The organism is Micromonospora sonchi (genome assembly GCF_014646235.1).
Lineage (GTDB): Bacteria > Actinomycetota > Actinomycetes > Mycobacteriales > Micromonosporaceae > Micromonospora > Micromonospora sonchi.
Genome location: NZ_BMNB01000018.1, coordinates 12928 through 30605, shown reverse-complemented (window position 1 = coordinate 30605; position 17678 = coordinate 12928). Strand labels below are relative to the sequence as shown.

The 17678-nt window shown below is 67.8% G+C and carries 19 protein-coding genes and 3 tRNA genes; 3 read left to right on the top strand and 19 right to left on the bottom strand.

Features of this window, described 5'->3' with window-relative positions:
- Positions 1-124 precede the first annotated feature (124 nt).
- From rpoB to IEY61_RS19265, 15 genes are all read right to left on the bottom strand, one after another.
- Positions 125-3556, bottom strand: coding sequence for a DNA-directed RNA polymerase subunit beta (gene rpoB, locus IEY61_RS19335; RefSeq protein ID WP_189046334.1), 3432 nt, complete (start codon positions 3554-3556; stop codon positions 125-127).
- Between the two features lie 576 nt (positions 3557-4132).
- On the bottom strand, positions 4133-4522 hold the full coding sequence (gene rplL / locus IEY61_RS19330; protein ID WP_189046332.1) for a 50S ribosomal protein L7/L12: 390 nt from the start codon (positions 4520-4522) through the stop codon (positions 4133-4135).
- Between the two features lie 55 nt (positions 4523-4577).
- Positions 4578-5123 (bottom strand): 50S ribosomal protein L10, encoded by a 546-nt coding sequence (rplJ, locus tag IEY61_RS19325; protein WP_189046329.1) that lies wholly within the window; start codon positions 5121-5123, stop codon positions 4578-4580.
- A 513-nt stretch (positions 5124-5636) separates the two neighbouring features.
- Complete coding sequence (rplA, locus tag IEY61_RS19320; protein ID WP_189046327.1) at positions 5637-6353, bottom strand: 50S ribosomal protein L1; 717 nt, start codon at positions 6351-6353, stop codon at positions 5637-5639.
- 83 nt (positions 6354-6436) lie between these two features.
- Positions 6437-6871, bottom strand: a complete 435-nt coding sequence (gene rplK, locus IEY61_RS19315; RefSeq protein WP_189046325.1) for a 50S ribosomal protein L11 — start codon at positions 6869-6871, stop codon at positions 6437-6439.
- A gap of 206 nt (positions 6872-7077) precedes the next feature.
- Positions 7078-7800, bottom strand: a complete 723-nt coding sequence (nusG, locus tag IEY61_RS19310) for a transcription termination/antitermination protein NusG (protein WP_189046323.1) — start codon at positions 7798-7800, stop codon at positions 7078-7080.
- Positions 7801-7838: 38 nt separating this feature from the next.
- Positions 7839-8231, bottom strand: coding sequence for a preprotein translocase subunit SecE (secE, locus tag IEY61_RS19305; RefSeq protein WP_189046321.1), 393 nt, complete (start codon positions 8229-8231; stop codon positions 7839-7841).
- 210 nt (positions 8232-8441) lie between these two features.
- Positions 8442-8514 (bottom strand) — tRNA-Trp (locus IEY61_RS19300).
- 126 nt (positions 8515-8640) lie between these two features.
- Complete coding sequence (locus IEY61_RS19295) at positions 8641-9033, bottom strand: MaoC family dehydratase (RefSeq protein ID WP_189046319.1); 393 nt, start codon at positions 9031-9033, stop codon at positions 8641-8643.
- Position 9034: 1 nt separating this feature from the next.
- A complete protein-coding gene (locus tag IEY61_RS19290; protein ID WP_189046317.1) occupies positions 9035-9481 on the bottom strand; it encodes a MaoC family dehydratase N-terminal domain-containing protein in 447 nt (148 codons plus the stop codon).
- A 131-nt stretch (positions 9482-9612) separates the two neighbouring features.
- Positions 9613-9780 (bottom strand): 50S ribosomal protein L33, encoded by a 168-nt coding sequence (gene rpmG / locus IEY61_RS19285; protein WP_012184342.1) that lies wholly within the window; start codon positions 9778-9780, stop codon positions 9613-9615.
- 128 nt (positions 9781-9908) lie between these two features.
- Positions 9909-9981: transfer RNA gene (locus IEY61_RS19280), tRNA-Met, on the bottom strand.
- 25 nt (positions 9982-10006) lie between these two features.
- Positions 10007-10079, bottom strand: a tRNA-Thr gene (locus IEY61_RS19275).
- A 92-nt stretch (positions 10080-10171) separates the two neighbouring features.
- A complete protein-coding gene (locus IEY61_RS19270; protein ID WP_189046315.1) occupies positions 10172-12706 on the bottom strand; it encodes a putative bifunctional diguanylate cyclase/phosphodiesterase in 2535 nt (844 codons plus the stop codon).
- A gap of 44 nt (positions 12707-12750) precedes the next feature.
- Positions 12751-12897: a hypothetical protein gene (locus IEY61_RS19265; protein WP_189046313.1), complete on the bottom strand. Its 147-nt coding sequence runs from the start codon at positions 12895-12897 to the stop codon at positions 12751-12753.
- A 342-nt stretch (positions 12898-13239) separates the two neighbouring features.
- Here IEY61_RS19265 and IEY61_RS19260 point away from each other — a divergent pair, with 342 nt between their 5' ends.
- Complete coding sequence (locus tag IEY61_RS19260) at positions 13240-13680, top strand: hypothetical protein (protein WP_189046311.1); 441 nt, start codon at positions 13240-13242, stop codon at positions 13678-13680.
- Positions 13681-13687: 7 nt separating this feature from the next.
- Here the strand turns inward: IEY61_RS19260 and IEY61_RS31295 are convergent, their stop codons facing one another.
- Together IEY61_RS31295 and IEY61_RS19250 are read right to left on the bottom strand one after the other, a co-directional pair.
- Positions 13688-14032, bottom strand: coding sequence for a hypothetical protein (locus IEY61_RS31295; RefSeq protein WP_229706070.1), 345 nt, complete (start codon positions 14030-14032; stop codon positions 13688-13690).
- On the bottom strand, positions 14019-14345 hold the full coding sequence (locus IEY61_RS19250) for a hypothetical protein (protein ID WP_229706068.1): 327 nt from the start codon (positions 14343-14345) through the stop codon (positions 14019-14021). The genes IEY61_RS31295 and IEY61_RS19250 overlap by 14 nt, the downstream gene beginning before the upstream one ends.
- A 238-nt stretch (positions 14346-14583) precedes the next feature.
- Between IEY61_RS19250 and IEY61_RS31290 the strand changes: the two genes are divergently transcribed.
- A complete protein-coding gene (locus IEY61_RS31290; protein ID WP_229706066.1) occupies positions 14584-15423 on the top strand; it encodes a hypothetical protein in 840 nt (279 codons plus the stop codon).
- Positions 15399-16229 (top strand): protein phosphatase 2C domain-containing protein, encoded by an 831-nt coding sequence (locus tag IEY61_RS19240; RefSeq protein WP_189046309.1) that lies wholly within the window; start codon positions 15399-15401, stop codon positions 16227-16229. Before IEY61_RS31290 ends, IEY61_RS19240 begins: the two co-directional genes overlap by 25 nt.
- A gap of 53 nt (positions 16230-16282) precedes the next feature.
- Here IEY61_RS19240 and IEY61_RS19235 read toward each other — a convergent pair whose 3' ends face one another.
- Both IEY61_RS19235 and IEY61_RS19230 read right to left on the bottom strand, forming a co-directional pair.
- Positions 16283-16555, bottom strand: coding sequence for a helix-turn-helix domain-containing protein (locus tag IEY61_RS19235; RefSeq protein ID WP_229706064.1), 273 nt, complete (start codon positions 16553-16555; stop codon positions 16283-16285).
- A 32-nt stretch (positions 16556-16587) separates the two neighbouring features.
- Positions 16588-16938 (bottom strand): type II toxin-antitoxin system RelE/ParE family toxin, encoded by a 351-nt coding sequence (locus IEY61_RS19230; protein WP_229706062.1) that lies wholly within the window; start codon positions 16936-16938, stop codon positions 16588-16590.
- Positions 16939-17678 lie beyond the last annotated feature (740 nt).

The window sequence follows — 17678 nt, the reverse complement described above, 5'->3', positions numbered from 1 at the left end:
TCGATTCCCTCACACGTCGCTTGTTGCGCCAGCAGCTCACCGGGTTCGGTTTCGGGGCGGGACGACCCACGAAGGGATCAATCCTGACCGCCCGGGTGGGTCGCCCCGCCCCGAAACCCCAACGTCACACCTCTTCGACCGAGCTCGGCTCGCGCCGGGAAAGGTCGATGCCCAACTCCTCTGCGGCCCGGAACACCTCGTCGTCGGTCTCGCGCATCTCCAGGGCCACACCGTCGCTGGAGAGCACCTCGACGTTGAGGCACAGCGACTGAAGCTCCTTGAGCAGCACCTTGAACGACTCCGGGATGCCCGGCTCCGGGATGTTCTCGCCCTTGACGATGGCCTCGTAGACCTTCACCCGGCCGAGCACGTCGTCGGACTTGATGGTCAGCAGCTCCTGCAGGGCGTACGCGGCACCGTAGGCCTGCATCGCCCAGCACTCCATCTCACCGAAGCGCTGGCCACCGAACTGCGCCTTACCACCCAGCGGCTGCTGCGTGATCATCGAGTACGGACCGGTCGACCGTGCGTGAATCTTGTCGTCGACCAGGTGGTTCAGCTTCAGGATGTAGATGTAACCGACGGCGATCGGGTCCGGCAGCGGCTCGCCGGAGCGGCCGTCGAACATCTGCGCCTTGCCGGAGGCGCCGATCAACTGCTTGCCGTCCCGGTTGGGCAGGGTCGACGCGAGCAGACCGGTGATCTCCTCCTCCTGGGCACCGTCGAAGACCGGGGTCGCCACGTTGGAGTTCGGCTCGGCGGAGTCCGCGTCGATCCCCTGGAGCTGACGCTTCCACTCGGCGTCGTCGCCCTCGACCTTCCAGCCCGTCTTGGCCACCCAGCCCAGGTGGGTCTCCAGCACCTGGCCGATGTTCATCCGGCTCGGCACACCCAGCGGGTTGAGCACGATGTCGACCGGGGTGCCGTCCTCCAGGAACGGCATGTCCTCGACCGGCAGGATCTTGGAGATGACGCCCTTGTTGCCGTGACGGCCGGCGAGCTTGTCACCGTCCTGGATCTTCCGCTTCTGGGCGACGTAGACCCGGACCAGCTCGTTGACGCCCGGCGGCAGCTCGTCGCCGTCCTCCCGGGAGAAGGTACGCACGCCGATGACCGTGCCGGTCTCACCGTGCGGCACCTTCAGCGAGGTGTCCCGGACCTCGCGCGCCTTCTCGCCGAAGATCGCGCGCAGCAGCCGCTCCTCCGGGGTCAGCTCGGTCTCGCCCTTCGGCGTGACCTTGCCGACCAGGATGTCGCCGGGGACGACCTCGGCACCGATCCGGATGATGCCGCGCTCGTCGAGGTCGGCGAGCATCTCCTCGCTGACGTTCGGGATGTCGCGGGTGATCTCCTCCGGGCCGAGCTTGGTGTCCCGAGCGTCGACCTCGTGCTCCTCGATGTGGATCGAGGTGAGCACGTCCTGCTGCACGAGGCGCTGCGACAGGATGATCGCGTCCTCGTAGTTGTGGCCCTCCCAGGTCATGAACGCCACGAGCAGGTTGCGCCCGAGCGCCATCTCGCCCTCGTCGGTGCACGGACCGTCGGCGATGACCTGGCCGGCCTCGACCCGGTCGCCCTCGAAGACCACCGGCTTCTGGTTGACGCAGGAGCCGGCGTTGGAGCGACGGAACTTGTGCAGCAGGTACGTCCGGCGGTGGCCGTCGTCCTGGTGGACCGTGATGTAGTCGGCGCAGAGGTCCTCGACCACGCCACCGACCTCGGCCACGACGACGTCACCGGCGTCGACGGCGGCGCGGTACTCCATGCCGGTGCCGACGAGCGGGGACTCGGCCTTGACCAGCGGCACTGCCTGACGCTGCATGTTCGCGCCCATCAGGGCCCGGTTCGCGTCGTCGTGCTCGAGGAACGGGATCATCGCGGTCGCGACCGAGGTCATCTGCCGCGGCGACACGTCCATGTAGTCCACGGACGACGGCGGGACGTCCTCGGTCTCGCCGCCCTTGCGGCGGACCAGCACGCGGTCCTCGGCGAACGAGCCGTCGGCCCGCAGCGGCGCGTTGGCCTGCGCCTTGACGAACCGGTCCTCCTCGTCCGCGGTCAGGTAGTCGATCTGGTCGGTGACCCGACCGTCGATGACCTTCCGGTACGGCGTCTCGATGAAGCCGAACGGGTTGACCCGGGCGAAGGTGGACAGGGCGCCGATCAGACCGATGTTCGGGCCTTCCGGCGTCTCGATCGGGCACATCCGGCCGTAGTGGGACGGGTGCACGTCGCGGACCTCGAAGCCGGCCCGCTCCCGGGACAGACCACCCGGGCCGAGCGCGCTCAGCCGCCGCCGGTGGGTCAGGCCCGCCAGCGGGTTGGTCTGGTCCATGAACTGCGACAGCTGCGAGGTGCCGAAGAACTCCCGGATCGCGGCCACCACCGGGCGGATGTTGATCAGGGTCTGCGGCGTGATCGCCTCGACGTCCTGCGTGGTCATCCGCTCGCGGACGACGCGCTCCATCCGGGACAGGCCGACGCGGACCTGGTTCTGGATCAGCTCGCCCACGGTACGCAGCCGCCGGTTGCCGAAGTGGTCGATGTCGTCGGCCTCGTAGCCCTCCTCACCGGCGTGCAGCCGGCAGAGGTACTCCACGGTGGCGACGACGTCGTCCTCGGTCAGCGTGCCGGTGGTGATCGGCACGTCCAGCTGGAGCTTCTTGTTGAACTTGTACCGACCGACCTTGGCGACGTCGTACCGCTTCGGGTTGAAGAAGAGGTTGTCGAGCAGGGTCTGGGCGTTCTCGCGGGTCGGCGGCTCACCAGGGCGCAGCTTGCGGTAGATGTCGAGCAGCGCCTCGTCCTGGCCGGCGATGTGGTCCTTCTCGAGCGTGGTCATCATCAGCTCGGACCAACCGAACTTCTCGCGGATCTGCTCGGCGGACCATCCGATGGCCTTGAGCAGCACCGTGACGGCCTGCCGCCGCTTGCGGTCGATCCGCACGCCGACGGTGTCGCGCTTGTCGATGTCGAACTCCAGCCAGGCACCCCGACTGGGGATCACCTTGACGCTGGACAGGTCGCGGTCGGAGGTCTTGTCCGGCTGCTTGTCGAAGTAGACACCCGGCGAACGGACGAGCTGGCTGACCACCACCCGCTCGGTGCCGTTGATGATGAACGTGCCCTTCGGCGTCATCATCGGGAAGTCACCCATGAACACCGTCTGGCTCTTGATCTCGCCGGTGGTGTTGTTGGTGAACTCCGCGGTCACGAACAGTGGCGCGCAGTAGGTGAGGTCCTTCTCCTTGCACTCCTCGATCGAGGCCTTGACCTCGTCGAAGCGCGGTGCCGAGAAGGAAAGCGACATGGTGCCGGAGAAGTCCTCAATGGGACTGATTTCGTCGAGGATTTCCGCGAGACCCGAGCGTGCGTGCGGGTCGTCCGCCGACCGGCCCTGCCAAGCCTCGTTGCCGACGAGCCAGTCGAAGGACTCGTTCTGGATGGCGAGGAGGTTGGGGACCTCGAGGTGTTCGGTGATCCGGCCGAAGGAAACTCGGCGGGGAGCGAATGCGCTCGACGTACGACTGGTCTTCGCAGGGCGGGAAGCTGCCAAGATGCGTCCTTCCGAGGACCGGTGCTGCAGAACGGCTGGTACGCGTGCACTCCAATGACCCCACCAGAAATATCCACAAACGGACATTTCCGAGCAGGGGTCAAGTCGGAAGGCAGCGCAAACTAGCAGTGTAGCCGAGAGGCTAACCGCTGTCCAGCCCACCCCGCAGGCCGTTGCGGAAGTTGGCCTCGGGACCCTGGAACGGGTCACACCGGACCGCTCGGAACGCAACGTTCCCGTCGGGCTGCTCGGGCATCCGCGGCTGGTGGTGCTGCCGCTGAAACTACCCACGCAGTGGCCGTCGCAAGCGCGGAAGGTCTTGCTGATGCCAGCGTGCCTGGCTGCCCGGGGCCGCGTCAAGGGCGGCATCGCCATCCGGTGCTTTTCGCGCCGGCGGCACCGCGGTCGGTCCCGTCGGTGCACGCGGGTGCCCGACCTCGCGGACCTGCCCACGCTCGCACAGTCGCGGCAGCTCCACGAGCACGGCGGACGGCGATCCCCAGTGTCGGATCGCCGCCCGCCGCGACGCGGTGTGCCCCTGCTCTGGTGAGCCGGGACGGCCAGGTGAGGCTCAGATCACTTGAGGGTGACCTTGGCGCCCTCGCCCTCCAGCTTGGCCTTGGCCTTGTCCGCGGTCTCCTTGTTGACCTTCTCCAGGACCGCCTTCGGAGCCGCCTCGACCAGGTCCTTGGCCTCCTTGAGGCCCAGGCCGGTCAGCTCACGGACGACCTTGATGACCTGGATCTTCTTGCCACCGTCGGCGTCGAGGACGACGTCGAACTCGTCCTTCTCCGGCTCGGCCTCGGCGGCGGCGCCACCGGCGGCCGGGCCACCCGCGGCCACGGCGACCGGCGCGGCCGCGGTGACCTCGAAGGTCTCCTCGAACTGCTTCACGAACTCGGAGAGCTCGATCAGCGTCATCTCCTTGAACGCGTCGAGCAGCTCGTCGGTGCTGAGCTTCGCCATGTCTGGCGTCCTTTCCTAAAAGGTTTACCTAAGTACGTGGGCGCGCCGTACGGCCTCAGGCCGCCTCGGCGCCTTCCTTCTCGCGCTTGTCCTGCAGGGCGGCCGCCAGGCGGGCGGTCTTCGACAGCGGGGCCTGGAACAGGGCCGCGGCCTTGCTCAGGTTGCCCTTCATCGCACCGGCCAGCTTGGCCAGCAGCACCTCGCGGGACTCCAGGTCGGCGAGCTTCGTGACCTCGGCCGCGGAAATGGCCTTGCCCTCGAAGACACCACCCTTGATGACGAGCTTCGGGTTGGCCTTCGCGAAGTCGCGAAGCCCCTTCGCCGCCTCGACGACGTCGCCCGAAACGAACGTCAGCGCGGTAGGACCGGTGAACAGCTCGTCGAGGCCGGAGATGCCTGCGTCCACCGCGGCACGCTTGGCCAGCGTGTTCTTGGCGACCGTGTAGGTGGTCTCCTTACCGAGCGAGCGCCGCAGCTGGGTTAGCTGGGAAACCGTCAGACCGCGGTACTCGGTCAGCACGGTGGCACCAGCGGCGCGAAAGCTCTCGGTCAGCTCGGCGACGGCCGAGGCCTTGTCGGCCCGGATCGGCTTGTCCGCCATGTCCCTCCTCTCTCGTTGCTTCGAGGCTGGTCACCGTCGCAGGCGAGTGACTGCGACGGAAGCGGAGGAATCGCGGCAACAGAAAAGCCCCGGCGCAGGGCGCACGGGGCGAGGCCGGCGGCGATCACCACGGTCGGCGGACCACGGGATGCTGCCGATGTTCGCTTGCCGCCCTGCGCGGGTCGCCCGTCATCGCGGGACCTTCGACCGTGCCGAGGCACGGTGACCAGCGGTCTCTGGGTGAAACTTCACGCACAACAAGATGTGCGACGCCAAAAGATTACGCCATCCCTCCCGAGCCCGCCAAATCCCCCCCCCGTGCGCCTGGTCACCCTGCAGCCGCCGACCCGCTTGCCCTTCACCGACCCAGTCCGTCGATCATGAGGTTAGCGGCAGTTTTGGAGATCGAGAGCGCCGCCAACCTCATGATCAACCGGAGGGCTCGGGTGGGGGCAGGCGGTGCGTTGAGGGGCCCCGCCACGATGTGGCGGGGCCCCTCAACGGTCGGGGTGCTCAGCTCTCGGCCGAGGCCTCCCGGAGGTTCTTCACCATGTTCGGGTCGACCGGGACACCCGGGCCCATGGTGGTGGCGAGGGTGATCTTCTTGAGGTACTTGCCCTTCGCCGCCGACGGCTTGGCGCGGAGCACCTCGTCGAGGACGGCCGCGTAGTTGTCGACCAGCTGAGTCTCGGAGAACGAGGCCTTACCGATGATCAGGTGCAGGTTCGAGTGCTTGTCCACCCGGAAGGTGATCTTTCCGCCCTTGATGTCGGACACCGCCTTGGTGACGTCCATGGTCACCGTGCCGGTCTTCGGGTTCGGCATGAGACCGCGCGGGCCCAGGATCCGCGCGATCCGGCCGATCTTGGCCATCTGGTCCGGCGTGGCGATCGCCGCGTCGAACTCCAGCCAGCCACCCTGGATCCGGGCGACCAGTTCGTCGGTGCCCACCTCGTCCGCACCGGCGGCGACGGCCTCCTCGGCCTTCGCGCCAGCGGCGAAGACGATCACGCGGGCGGTCTTGCCGGTGCCGTGCGGCAGGTTGACCGTGCCACGGACCATCTGGTCCGCCTTGCGGGGGTCGACGCCGAGGCGCATCGCGACCTCGACCGTGGCGTCGAACTTGATGGTGGTCGTCTCCTTGGCCAGCTTGACGGCCTCGGCGGGGCTGTAGAGCTTGGACCGGTCGATGACCTCGGCGGCCTTGCGGTAGCTCTTGCTGCGCTGCATGTTCTGTCTACTCCTGTGGTCTATGGCGGGCCGCGGTGCTCGCGCGCCCTCCCACGATCCGTACGGGTCGGTGCTGGCCGAGGTCAGTCGGTGATGTTCAGACCCATCGACCGGGCGGTGCCGGAGATGATCTTCTCAGCCTGCTCCACGTCGTTGGCGTTGAGGTCGGGCATCTTCTTCTCGGCGATCTCGCGCAGCTGGGCACGGGTCAACGAGCCGACCTTATCGGTGTGCGGGACGCCCGAGCCCTTCTGCACACCGGCGGCCTTGATCAGCAACTGGGCGGCCGGCGGGGTCTTCAGCACGAAGGTGAAGGTGCGGTCCTCGTACACGCTGATCTCGGCGGGGACGATGTCGCCCCGCTGCGACTCGGTCTGCGCGTTGTACGACTTGCAGAACTCCATGATGTTCAAGCCGTGCTGACCGAGCGCGGGGCCGACCGGCGGCGCCGGAGTGGCCTGGCCCGCCGGCAGCTGAAGCGTGAACGTCTTGACGAGCTTCTTCTTCTTCGGAGGCATGTCTCTTCCTGGGGCTGCTTGGAACTGGGAAATGTTCGCGCCGACGCCGCCGTCGGGGCGCGCACGGTCAGCGCGGGACGGCGGCGGCGACGTTTCAGGGTAGCGCAGCCCTGGATGCGTCCGCCCACGGAGGGCCGGCTGGACGGACGAACCGGACATAGCGCACCGCTGGCAATGGCCCGGGCCGCCGCCAGCCGGTCAGTGGATCAGATCTTCGCGACCTGGTTGAAGTTCAGCTCCACCGGCGTCTCACGGCCGAAGATCGACACGAGCACCTTGAGCTTCTGCTGGTCGGCGTTGATCTCGCTGATCGTCGCCGGCAGCGAGGCGAAGGCGCCGTCGGTGACCGTCACCGAGTCGCCGACCTCGAAGTCGAGGACCTTGATCTCGGGCTTGGCCTTCTTCTTCTCGGACTCCACGGTCGGCGCCAGCCACTTGAGCACCTCGTCGAGACTCAGCGGCGCGGGGCGGTCGGCCCGGTCCGTGGCACCCACGAAGCCGGTGACTCCGGGGGTGTTGCGGACGCAGGAGTAGGACTCGGGGATCAGCTCCATCCGGACCAGGATGTAGCCCGGGAAGACCTTGGCCTGCACCTGGGACCGCTTGCCGTTCTTGACCTCGACCTCTTCCCGGGTCGGCACCTCGACCTGGTAGATGTAGTCCTCCATGTCGAGGGACGTGATCCGGGTCTCGAGGTTGGTCTTGACCTTGTTCTCGTAGCCGGCGTACGAGTGCACCACGTACCAGTCGCCCGGCGCGTACCGCAGCTTCTGCCGCAGTTCCGCGATCGGGTCGAAGCCCTCGTCTGGCGCTGGCTCGGTCTCGGCGAACTCCGGCTCGCTGGCGGCCTCGACCGACTCGTCAGCAGCCGCCGTCGCCACCGTGGACTGCTCGTCCGGGGTCTCGGCGGTCTCGTCGTACTCAGGCACGCTTGCTCACTTCCGTCACTATCGGCACAGTCAGCCGGTCAGCTGGGGTTGCCGAAGACCCACAACACACCCTTGGCGAAGGCGAAGTCGAAGACGGCCACGATCGTCAGCATCACCGTGACGAACGCGATCACCACGGTCGTGTAGGTCAACAGCTCCTTGCGCGTCGGCCAGATGACCTTACGCAGTTCGGCCACGACCTCGCGGATGAAACGCGCGACACGACCGAACAGCCCGACCTTGTCGGCATCGGTACGCGTCTTCGACCGGCTGTCGGCGGACTCCGCCTTGGCCCGCTCACGGGTGGCGGTGCCGCCCCGGGATACCGGCTCGTCCGCGTCGGTGGCCTCGTCGTCGGCGCCGTCACTGACGACCTCGTCATTCAGGCGGTCGTCGTCGGCGTCCTCGCCGTGCCGCTTGTTGTCGGCCACTTCGCCCTCCGTCGCGGGATGTCGGGTCGCACGCGGTGCACGTGCGCGGCGCTTGGTCACGCCGGCCGGACCAACCGTCCCGGGACGGGCCGCGGCCGGCGGATCAACCGGAAGGCCCGATGCCTCGGAACCTCCCCGCCGATGCCACCACCACGGGCCGGACGCCACCGAAACGGCGGCGCGACCCACGGAACGGTCAGGCCTGAGGCGCAGGGGTGACAGGACTTGAACCTGCAGCCTGCGGTTTTGGAGACCGCTGCTCTGCCAATTGAGCTACACCCCTGTGCGGCAACGCTCATCCCACCAGGCCACCCGGCCTGGTAGGAATCACATGCCCCACGGCGGACCAGTGTACGGGTACCGACCCGACTTTCCCAACCGGTCTACCGATCACGTCGTCCGGTGCCGGTCAGCGTGTCGTTCGCAGGGTGGCCCGCGCCTGCGAAAGCACCTTCTCGCCATGGCAGGTCGCGGTGATGTCGAGCCTGGTCAGCCCCGACTCGGCCACCTCGCGGACCACCGCACTCACCACGATCTCGGTGCCCTCGTCGTCGTCGGGCACGACCACCGGGCGGGTGAACCGGACGCCGAATTCGACCACCGCGTCGGCGCTGCCGGCCCAGGCGGTGAGCGCCCGGCCGACCAGCGCCATGGTGAACATGCCGTGGGCGATCACTCCGGGCAGGCCGACCTTGGTGGCGAACCGGTCACTCCAGTGGATCGGGTTGAAGTCCCCCGAGGCGCCGGCGTAGCGGACCAGGTCCGCCCGGGTCACCCGAAACGTCTGGGTGGGCAGTTCCACGTCAGGCCTCCCCGCGTACGACGAGCTTCATCCAGGCGGTGACCACCGGCTCGCCGGCGGTCGTGTTGACGTCGGTCCGGGTGGTCACGAAGTCATGGCCGCCGCGGCTGGTGACGTCCTCGACGGTGTTGACACAGACCAGCTCGTCGCCGGCCACCACCGGACGGGTGTAGGCGAACCGCTGGTCGCCGTGGACGACCCGGCTGTAGTCGAGCCCGAGGTCCGGGTCCTCGATGAGCTGTCGGTTGGCGGCCATGGTGAGCACCATCGGGAAGGTCGGCGGCGCGACCACGTCCGGGTGCCCAAGCGCGCGGGCGGCCTCCGGGTCGTGGTGGGCGGGATCGGTGGCCCCGATCGCCGTCGCGAACTCACGGATCTTCTCGCGGCCCACCTGGTAGGGGGCGGTCGGCGGATAGCTCCGGCCGACGAAGGAGTGGTCCAGGGACATGCCGCGAACCTACACGTAAAGGACGATCGCCGATCCGTGCGGTCAGCGCAGACCCGAACGGGCCGCGCCGACCGTGGCGGATCGGCGATCGTGGGTACGCCTGGAGCCGGGCCGACTCGGCCCGGACAGGGTCAGCGGGTCTCGCGGTGAATCGTGTGCCGCCCGTCCCGGGGGCAGAACTTCTTCAGCTCGATGCGGTCCGGGTCGTTGCGGCGGTTCTTGCGCGTGATGTAGTTGCGCTCCTTGCACTCCACACACGCCAAAGTGATCTTCGGCCGGACATCGGTCGCCTTCGCCACGGCGGAGTGCCTTCCTCGTTAACGGATACAACTACGGCGCTACAGCTTATGCGCCGCCTGAGCGGACACGCAAAGTGGGCGCCTGGGGCGCCCGTCCTACGACCACCGGGAACCCGGCGGACGGAGAGTAGCGGTGGCCGGACTTGAACCGGCGACACAGCGATTATGAGCCGCTTGCTCTGCCATCTGAGCTACACCGCCGTGGTGGGCCCAGCCGGACCCTCTGAGCCCCCTTACGGAATCGAACCGTAGACCTTCTCCTTACCATGGAGACGCTCTGCCGACTGAGCTAAGGGGGCCTGTGCGATCACTCGGTGGTCGCGCAGAGGTAAGAGTACACGGCCATGCCGCGCTGGTGAAATCGGATCCGGCGAGGCGGCGTACGCCAAGCTCAGGGCACTACGCGGAGGCGCGGAAGCTCGCTGTTGGAGATCGTCTCGGGGTCGACCTGGGCACCGAACCAAGCCTCCAGCCGCTCGTACGGCAGGGGGCGGCTGAACAGGAACCCCTGGCCGATCTCACACCCGATGTCCTGGAGCAGTTCCAGGGTCAACTCGCTCTCCACGCCCTCGGCCACCACCGCCAGACCGAACTGCTGGGAGAGGGTGACCACGGCGTTGACGATCGCCAGGTCGCCCGGGTCGGTCGCCATGCCCTGCACGAACGACCGGTCGACCTTGACCTCGTTCACCGGCAACCGGCGCAGGTGGGCCAGGGAGGAGTTGCCGGTGCCGAAGTCGTCCACGGACAGCCGTACGCCGAGGTCCCGCAGGCGGCGCAGGGTCGGGATCGGGCGGTCCGTGCCGTCCAGCACCCCGGCCTCGGTGATCTCCAGCGTCAGCAGCTGCGCCGGGACGTCGTACTCGTTCAGCAGTTCGCGTACCCGGTCGGGGAAGTGCGGGTCGATGAGCGTACGCGCGGAGAGGTTGACCGCGACGGCGAGCGCGTGGCCCCCGAGCGCCCAGTCGCGGCTGCGCCGCAGCCCTTCCCGGAGCACGAACTCGGTGAGCCGGTCCAGCTGACCGGTGTGCTCGGCCACTGCGACGAAGTCCTCCGGGGTGACGGCGCCCTGCGTCGGATGCTCCCAGCGGGCCAGACACTCCACGCCGACCAGCCGGCGGTCCCGCAACGTCACCTTGGGCTGGTAGTAGACCTCCAGCTCACCGTCGTCGAAGGCGGTGCGCAGATCACCGGCGAGCCCGAGCCGGCGCAGCGAGCGGGACTCCAGCGTGGGGCTGTACAACTGCACGCTTCCCGGGACCGACTTCGCCACAGCCGCCGCCGCGTCCACCCGTTGGAGCAGGGTGGCCGCGTCGCTGCCGTGATCCGGGTGGACGACGACCCCGACGGCGGTGTCCACGTCCAGCGTCAGGGCGTCGAAGGCCATCTCGTCGCGGATCTGCTCCCGCAACTGGCCGGCGAGCTCCACCGCCGCCTCGACGCTCTCCAACCGCAGGGTCACCAGGAACTCGTCACCGCCGACCCGGCCGACCAGCGCGGCCGATGGTGCGCAGCCACGCAGCCGGTCGGCGACCTCGACCAGGACTTTGTCCCCCGCCGCGTGCCCGAGGGACTCGTTGACCTGACGCAGCCGGTCGACGTCGAAGAGCAGCAGCGCGACCACCTCGCCCGGGGCGCGGATCCGGACCGCCTCGGCCAGCGCACCGAGGATCCGCCGCCGGTTGGGCAGCTTGGTGAGGCCGTCGTGGTACGCGTCGTGCCGCAGCCGGTCGACCAGGCGGGAATTCTCCAGCGCCACCGCGGCGTGCGCCGCCACGGTCTCGAAGACCGTGACGTCCGGGGTGCCGAAGGAGTTGGTGTCGCCGAGCCGGTTGGCGACCTCAAGGGTGCCGATGACCGCCTTGCCGGAGCGCAGCGGCACCACGATCACGTCCTTGACCTTCGTCGGCTCCAGCACCTCGCGCAACGCGGAGTCACCGCCGAGCCGGTGACTCACCGCCACCGTCTCCTGCCGAACCAACGCGGCCTCGCGCAGCTCCGCCGGAGTCGGCGTGGAGTCCAACAGCCCCGGCTTACCCTCCTGGGCGGTCAACAGCACCTCCGGGTGGCGGCCCTGTGCGGGCACCCAGAGGGTGGCGGATTCCGCCTGCATCAGGCTCCGGATCCGCACCAGCAACGCGTCGATCAGGTTCCCGTCCGACCCGCTCTCGGTGATCGCCTTGGTCAGCTCGTACATCTCGCTGAGCGTGCGGTGCTGCCGGAGGAACTGCGCGTACGAGTGGTAGACCAGCGCGAACGCCACAGCCAGCCCGGCGAAGATCAGGATGGCCCACTGGGTGCTGTCCAGCGAGATGATGATCAGCAAGCCGATCGAGAGGTTGATCACGACCCCGAGCAGCATCGGCGGGCCGCCGGCGCGGATCAGCTCCCGCCCGGCCTGCCAGCTCTGCACGACGGTGAACACCCCGGCCATGGCCGCGAGCTGGACCACGGCGTGGACGCTGATGGCGGCGAGCAGGACCCCCCACGTCCCCGGTCCGACGTCCCCGGGCTTTTCCCGCAGGACGGTGTAGACCAATGTGGCCAGCGAGGTCGCCGCCGCGGCGCCGGCCACGTTGAACCAGAGCTTCACCGGCAGCAGCTTGCGCCGCAGTTGGATCACGAGCGAGGCCACGGTGTACGCCAGCACCACCGACAGCGGCGGAAGCGCGAACAACGCGACGACGAGGGGGATCTCGGTGGGAAAGACCAGGAACGCCTGTCGTCGGATGACCACGTTGATGGTCGGTACGGCGGCGGCGGCCATGGCCACGGTGAGCAGCAGGGTGACCGGCAGTCTTCCCAGGGCGGGATCGGCCATCAGGCCGAGCAGCAGACAGACGAGCACCGCGCAGAGCGCCAAGGGCCCGGTGATGAGCCAGGCGTATTCCGTTCGCCGATGAGTGGAACGGGGACGAGACGTCATGGTTCCCCTCGTCGGTTCAGATGGCCGAGCGCGGGGCTCGCCCGTCAGGGCACCAGCGAGCCCAGCACGGAGATGGCCCAGTCCATGCCCGACGTCCTGAATTCGAGCTCCGCGACGGCACCGGCCGCGACTACCAGGCTGGAGACCAGCAAAAAGGAGCCGAGCAACCGGCCCAGACGTAGAGCAGACATAAGTGCTCCTGATTGGTGATCGCAAACGGTATGGGGTCCCCCGATGGTGCCACAGTGGCTTGGCCGGTGGAAAGTTCACGGGCGGATGTCGGCCCGGTCGTCGCCGCCCGTGGCACGTACGTAGCTCACTGGTGTACGTCCGGGCAGGTCAGCCGAAGCAAGCCGGTGGTCGGGCCGAAAAGGCCGCTGGTCAGGCCGAAAGAAAACCCCAACTGCCCATTACAGCCTTACCTGCCGTAGCGGATCTAGCGGACACCGCAGTTTTCTCCGCTGCGACCTCGCTCGGCGTCCGGTCACCCGGTTGAGCCGCGTACGCCGGACGACCGCGGGTATTGAGCGGGCATGGCGCACGGCAGCAGGGTGGACGACGAGCACTCCCGCCCGGACGGTGTCGACGACACCACGGTCGAGGCACTGGGTGAACTGAGCAAGGCCCTGGAGACCATCCACCGGGTCCGCGGGCACCTCTACTCCGCGCACCAACTCGTCGGCGGTGCGGACCTCACCCTCGACCGGGTGGTGCAGCTCCTCCGCGAGGCCGGGCACCACGCCGTCGCCGACCGCGTCGAACACGAGCTGCTGGGTCGCAACGTGCTACCCGGCCGCTGGACCTTCCAGATCGTGGAGGAGTTCGACGACGGCTACTACGCGGCCTTCCAGGAGATCGAGCGGTACGCCCGGGAGGAGCTGGCCGGCGGCCGGCGGCACATCTACGAGGCGGAGATGAAGCAGCGGCGGCGTACCCCCGGACTGCCCGGCCACGAGGCCACGCCGCAGGAGTGACGGCTGCTCAGTCGCGGTCGTAGCGTCCCTCCAGGGGTCGCCCCTTGGTCATCACCCGCCAGCGGACGTAGGTCAACTCGTAGATCAGCCGGTCGAGCTGAACAGGCGAGAGCAGCACCGACTCGGTGGCCCCGGAGCGGGTCGCGTCGACCTTGACGACCGGTTCGCGGCGGCGGAACCGGTCCAGAAGCAGTTGCACACTCACCCAGCCGCCGCGCTCGGTGCCGACCGTGGCGAGCAGCCCCCGATGCATCGGATCGTCCGGCCCGCAGCCCCGACACCAGTCAGGACAGGCAGCGTCGATCCCCGCCGTGGCGCGCCGGGCGCCGGCCGGCTCGTCAGCCCTCCCCATGCTCGCGTCCTCCCTCGCAGCCGACCTGCCCCAACAACGACCGCAACTGCTCGACCAACTGACCGGCCTGCGGTAGCGAAAGCTCAGCCCAGGCGACGCCCGCCCGGCAGGCCACGTGCACCGTCACGCTCGGAGCCTGGCCATCGGACCCGATCAGGTACGACAACACCGTCCCGGACGGGCGCACCTCACCGACCTTCAGCAGTACGCCCCGATGCCGCCGCCGCATGTGCGCCATCACCGGCGGCACCAGATGCCCACACCGATCCGGCACACACCAGTCCGGATGCACCGGTTTGCTCGTCGTGCTCACCGCGCCCACCGCCGATCTCCCTCAGTTTTCCAACAGCCAGGCATGCGCACCTCCAAATTCGAGGGCGGTGGCCGACCAGGGGGAACGAGTCAGCCACCGACCCGATTCGAGGGCTCGGCGCGCCTAGGCCCTCGCTTAGGCCCCTAAACGCGAGAGGTAGTCGACAACAAAGGCGCTTAGGGGGTATAAACAGATTAGCGGTCACATCAGCACTGTCAAGGGGGCCTAAACTTCCCGCATGGAGCCTGCCAGCCAGTTCGAACGAGTTCGCAGCGAGACTGATCCGCTGCGCCAGGCGAAGCTCGCCAGCGAACTCATCGCGCTGTACCAGCAGCGATCGGTAGAACTCGCACGGCTCCGCAAGGAAGCGATCAACCGGGCGGCGTCCGAAGGCGGCATCTCCTACAGCGCCATCGCGGCCGAGTTGGGGCTCACCCGTGGCCGAATCACCCAGATACGGCAGACGGCACCACCCGCAGAGCGAGTCTTCTTCGGCGTCGGTCCGGTAACCGTCGCGCTGCCGTTGCGAGAGATCCCCGGCCGCGCGCTGCCGGTCATCTCGTCCGAGGACACCCGGGCCGCCGAGCGGCTTACCCGGCTGCTCACCGACCTGTCCTTCCAGGTGGAGCAGTTTCGCATCCCGCCTGACGGTCACTGGCAGCCGAGCAGCGATGCCGTCGCCATCTGTGGTCCGAAATCCTCACCAGTGGCGGCCGAAGCCATCAGCAAGGACCCGTTCCTCACGTTCGAGCCCGACGAGTCCGGAAACTGGACTATCCGCGAGCGTGACGGCAGCCGGGTTTACGAGTCACCCATGGATGACACGAAGGCGAAGCGGTGGTCTGACGTGGCGTACGTCGGCCGACCTTCACTGCCGGCCGGTGGCGAGAACTTGCTTGTGATTGCAGGTGTCCATGCGCTCGGTTCGGTCGGCGCCGTCGACTATTTGGCCCAGAACCTTCCCGACCTCTACGCCCAGGTCGGTACACGCCCGTTCTCGATGGTCGTCGCCAGCGATCACGACGGCGAAACGGTGACAAGGAGCCAACTCCTGTGCCCGCCACGAACGCACGACTAGCGACCATCCGTACGGCAGAGCGCCCTTGCCCGGATCGCCCCAGCGAGGATCGCGTCTTCACCATCGCAAACGCCGTTGTGGTGCTCGACGGCGCATCGCAGCCAGAGGCCGGCGAGCGCAACGGAGGCTGGCTGGCCGACACGCTCGGCCGTGAACTCGCTCAGCTCCTCGACCACCGCCACGACGACCTACGCCGAATCCTCGCCGACGCCATCACATCCGTCGCCGAACGATACGAGCTGCAACCGGGCGCGGCTCCCTCAACCACCGTCAGCATCGCCCGCTGGAACGACGAGGTGGTCGACGTTTTGGTCCTTGGCGACAGTCCCGTCGTCGTGCTGGCTCGTGACGGTGAGCTACACCAGGTGCGCGATGACCGACTACACCAGGTCGCCAGCCACCAGCGCCAACATCTAGCGGGGCATGCGGACGGCGGGTTCAGATTCGACGACCGCGACCGGTGGCGCACCCTCGTTGATGCCGAGCGCGGCCACCGCAACCGGCCGGGCGGGTACTGGATAGCCGAAGCGGCACCCGAGGCAGCAGCCCAAGCGATCAGCGGCCGATGGAGGCGCGACGACGTGGCCGCCGCCGTGATGATGACCGACGGCGTATCTGCCGGCGTAGACCGCTACCGCCGGCCACCGGACTGGAACACGGCCGTTGAGATGGCCTTGGCCGATCCCGCTGGTCTCGTGAACCTGGTCCACGACGCCGAAGCCGAAGACCCTGAGGGCAACCGATGGCCGCGCAGCAAGCGTCACGATGACAAGACGCTGACAGTCACCGAGTTCCACCACGAGTAGGCCGCGCGAGCAGGAGGCTTTCATCATTGCGCCCCTCCTGCTTGTGGGCGCAGTCAGCTCAACGCGAGCCGGTCACCGTCAAAGTCGGCGATGATCTCCAGCTTGCCACCGAGAGCAGCGACGTACCGCTCGATGGTGCCGACCTCAGTCGTTGGCACTTCACCCTTCTCAATCGCGGCAACCCGCGGCTGGGACACGTGCATGCGGTCAGCAACCTCCCGCTGAGTCAGACCGCGACGCTCGCGCATCTCACGCAGGCGGGTGGCGCGGACCTCGGCAAGCATTCGTTCCTTGTGCTCGGCAACCTTGGCCTCGTCGAGGTTCATGCGGGATCGGGTCTCCCGCCAACTGCGCGCCATCAGCGTTGTCCCTTCATCGATCGAAGGTGTTTGGCGAAGAGACTGTCAGCCTCAAGGATCTTGGTCTCATACCAGCCCTTCCAGTTGCCGGCTTTGTTCCCTGCCACCAGCAGGATGGCTGTCCGGAGCGGATCGAAGGCGAACAGGATGCGGATCTCGGTGCCACCCGAGGAGCCGGGCCGGAGCTCCTTCATGTTCTTGTAGTCCGAACCCTTGACTCGGTCGACCAGAGGGCGACCCAAGGTCGGGCCTTCCCTGGCGAGGATGTCGATGGCGGCAGCTACCTGGTCGGCGGAGTCTTGGTCTTCCTTACCCAGGCGGACGAGCCACTCGTCAACCTCGTCGGTCAAGTCGATTCGCCACTCACCTGCGCCCCCACTGTAGCCCACGTACAACCCCTACGTTATAGAACGAGTCCCATCTCTGGGGGATAACGGTCAGAGCGACCACGGCGTCACGGCGCGGCACGACTCTTCTTCACTCCCGGCCACCTCGCCCTCAGCGAACGTGTCGAGGAAAGCCTCATTTGGGGCAGATTGTGGGCCTTCCGCCCCTCGACCTCCGTCGCAACGACCAGCAGACGCAGCCCAGAGGAGCACTCAAAGGACAGAATCGACCCGCTTACGATCTGCGCCCACAACCCCTCAATGAGCGCCGGGATGGCGTAGACCGGAGGCGTACTGCAGCGGGTCGTTGTAGAGGGTGTGGCGGTCGTGCCAGACACGGCCCTGGGGGGTCCGGGTGCTGTTGAGCAGCCAGCCCCAGCGGCGCTGTTACCAGCCCGGACAGCCCGACGAAGATCGGCCCGAACAGCGCGACGCGGGTTTCCATGCTGGCGTCCATCCAGGACAGCAACCAAAAGGCTCCCCGCGAACGCAGGCACCATCGGCAGGAGCCCGAGCCAACCCAGAGGGGCCATTCTTCGCACTTGGTGGCGGGTGAAGGATTCGAACCTGTGTAGCTTCCGCGCGACGGATTTACAGAGCGCCAAGCACCGGCCTTTGACCAGCACAAACGCCCCGACACGGTGACACGGATGCGACCAGGATCCGGCAACTAAGATCCGGTAACCACATCGGGGAGGGGGTCA

Bases quoted from the DNA above. Each gene is read 5' to 3' on its own strand.
- rplK (WP_189046325.1), bottom strand. From the start codon at position 6,871: ATGCCTCCGAAGAAGAAGAAGCTCGTCAAGACGTTCACGCTTCAGCTG.
- IEY61_RS31295 (WP_229706070.1), bottom strand. From the start codon at position 14,032: ATGGGGAGGGCTGACGAGCCGGCCGGCGCCCGGCGCGCCACGGCGGGG.
- rplJ (WP_189046329.1), bottom strand. From the start codon at position 5,123: ATGGCGGACAAGCCGATCCGGGCCGACAAGGCCTCGGCCGTCGCCGAG.
- IEY61_RS19265 (WP_189046313.1), bottom strand. From the start codon at position 12,897: ATGTCTGCTCTACGTCTGGGCCGGTTGCTCGGCTCCTTTTTGCTGGTC.
- rplL (WP_189046332.1), bottom strand. From the start codon at position 4,522: ATGGCGAAGCTCAGCACCGACGAGCTGCTCGACGCGTTCAAGGAGATG.
- IEY61_RS19260 (WP_189046311.1), top strand. From the start codon at position 13,240: ATGGCGCACGGCAGCAGGGTGGACGACGAGCACTCCCGCCCGGACGGT.
- IEY61_RS19290 (WP_189046317.1), bottom strand. From the start codon at position 9,481: ATGTCCCTGGACCACTCCTTCGTCGGCCGGAGCTATCCGCCGACCGCC.
- IEY61_RS31290 (WP_229706066.1), top strand. From the start codon at position 14,584: ATGGAGCCTGCCAGCCAGTTCGAACGAGTTCGCAGCGAGACTGATCCG.
- IEY61_RS19270 (WP_189046315.1), bottom strand. From the start codon at position 12,706: ATGACGTCTCGTCCCCGTTCCACTCATCGGCGAACGGAATACGCCTGG.
- IEY61_RS19235 (WP_229706064.1), bottom strand. From the start codon at position 16,555: ATGAACCTCGACGAGGCCAAGGTTGCCGAGCACAAGGAACGAATGCTT.
- rplA (WP_189046327.1), bottom strand. From the start codon at position 6,353: ATGCAGCGCAGCAAGAGCTACCGCAAGGCCGCCGAGGTCATCGACCGG.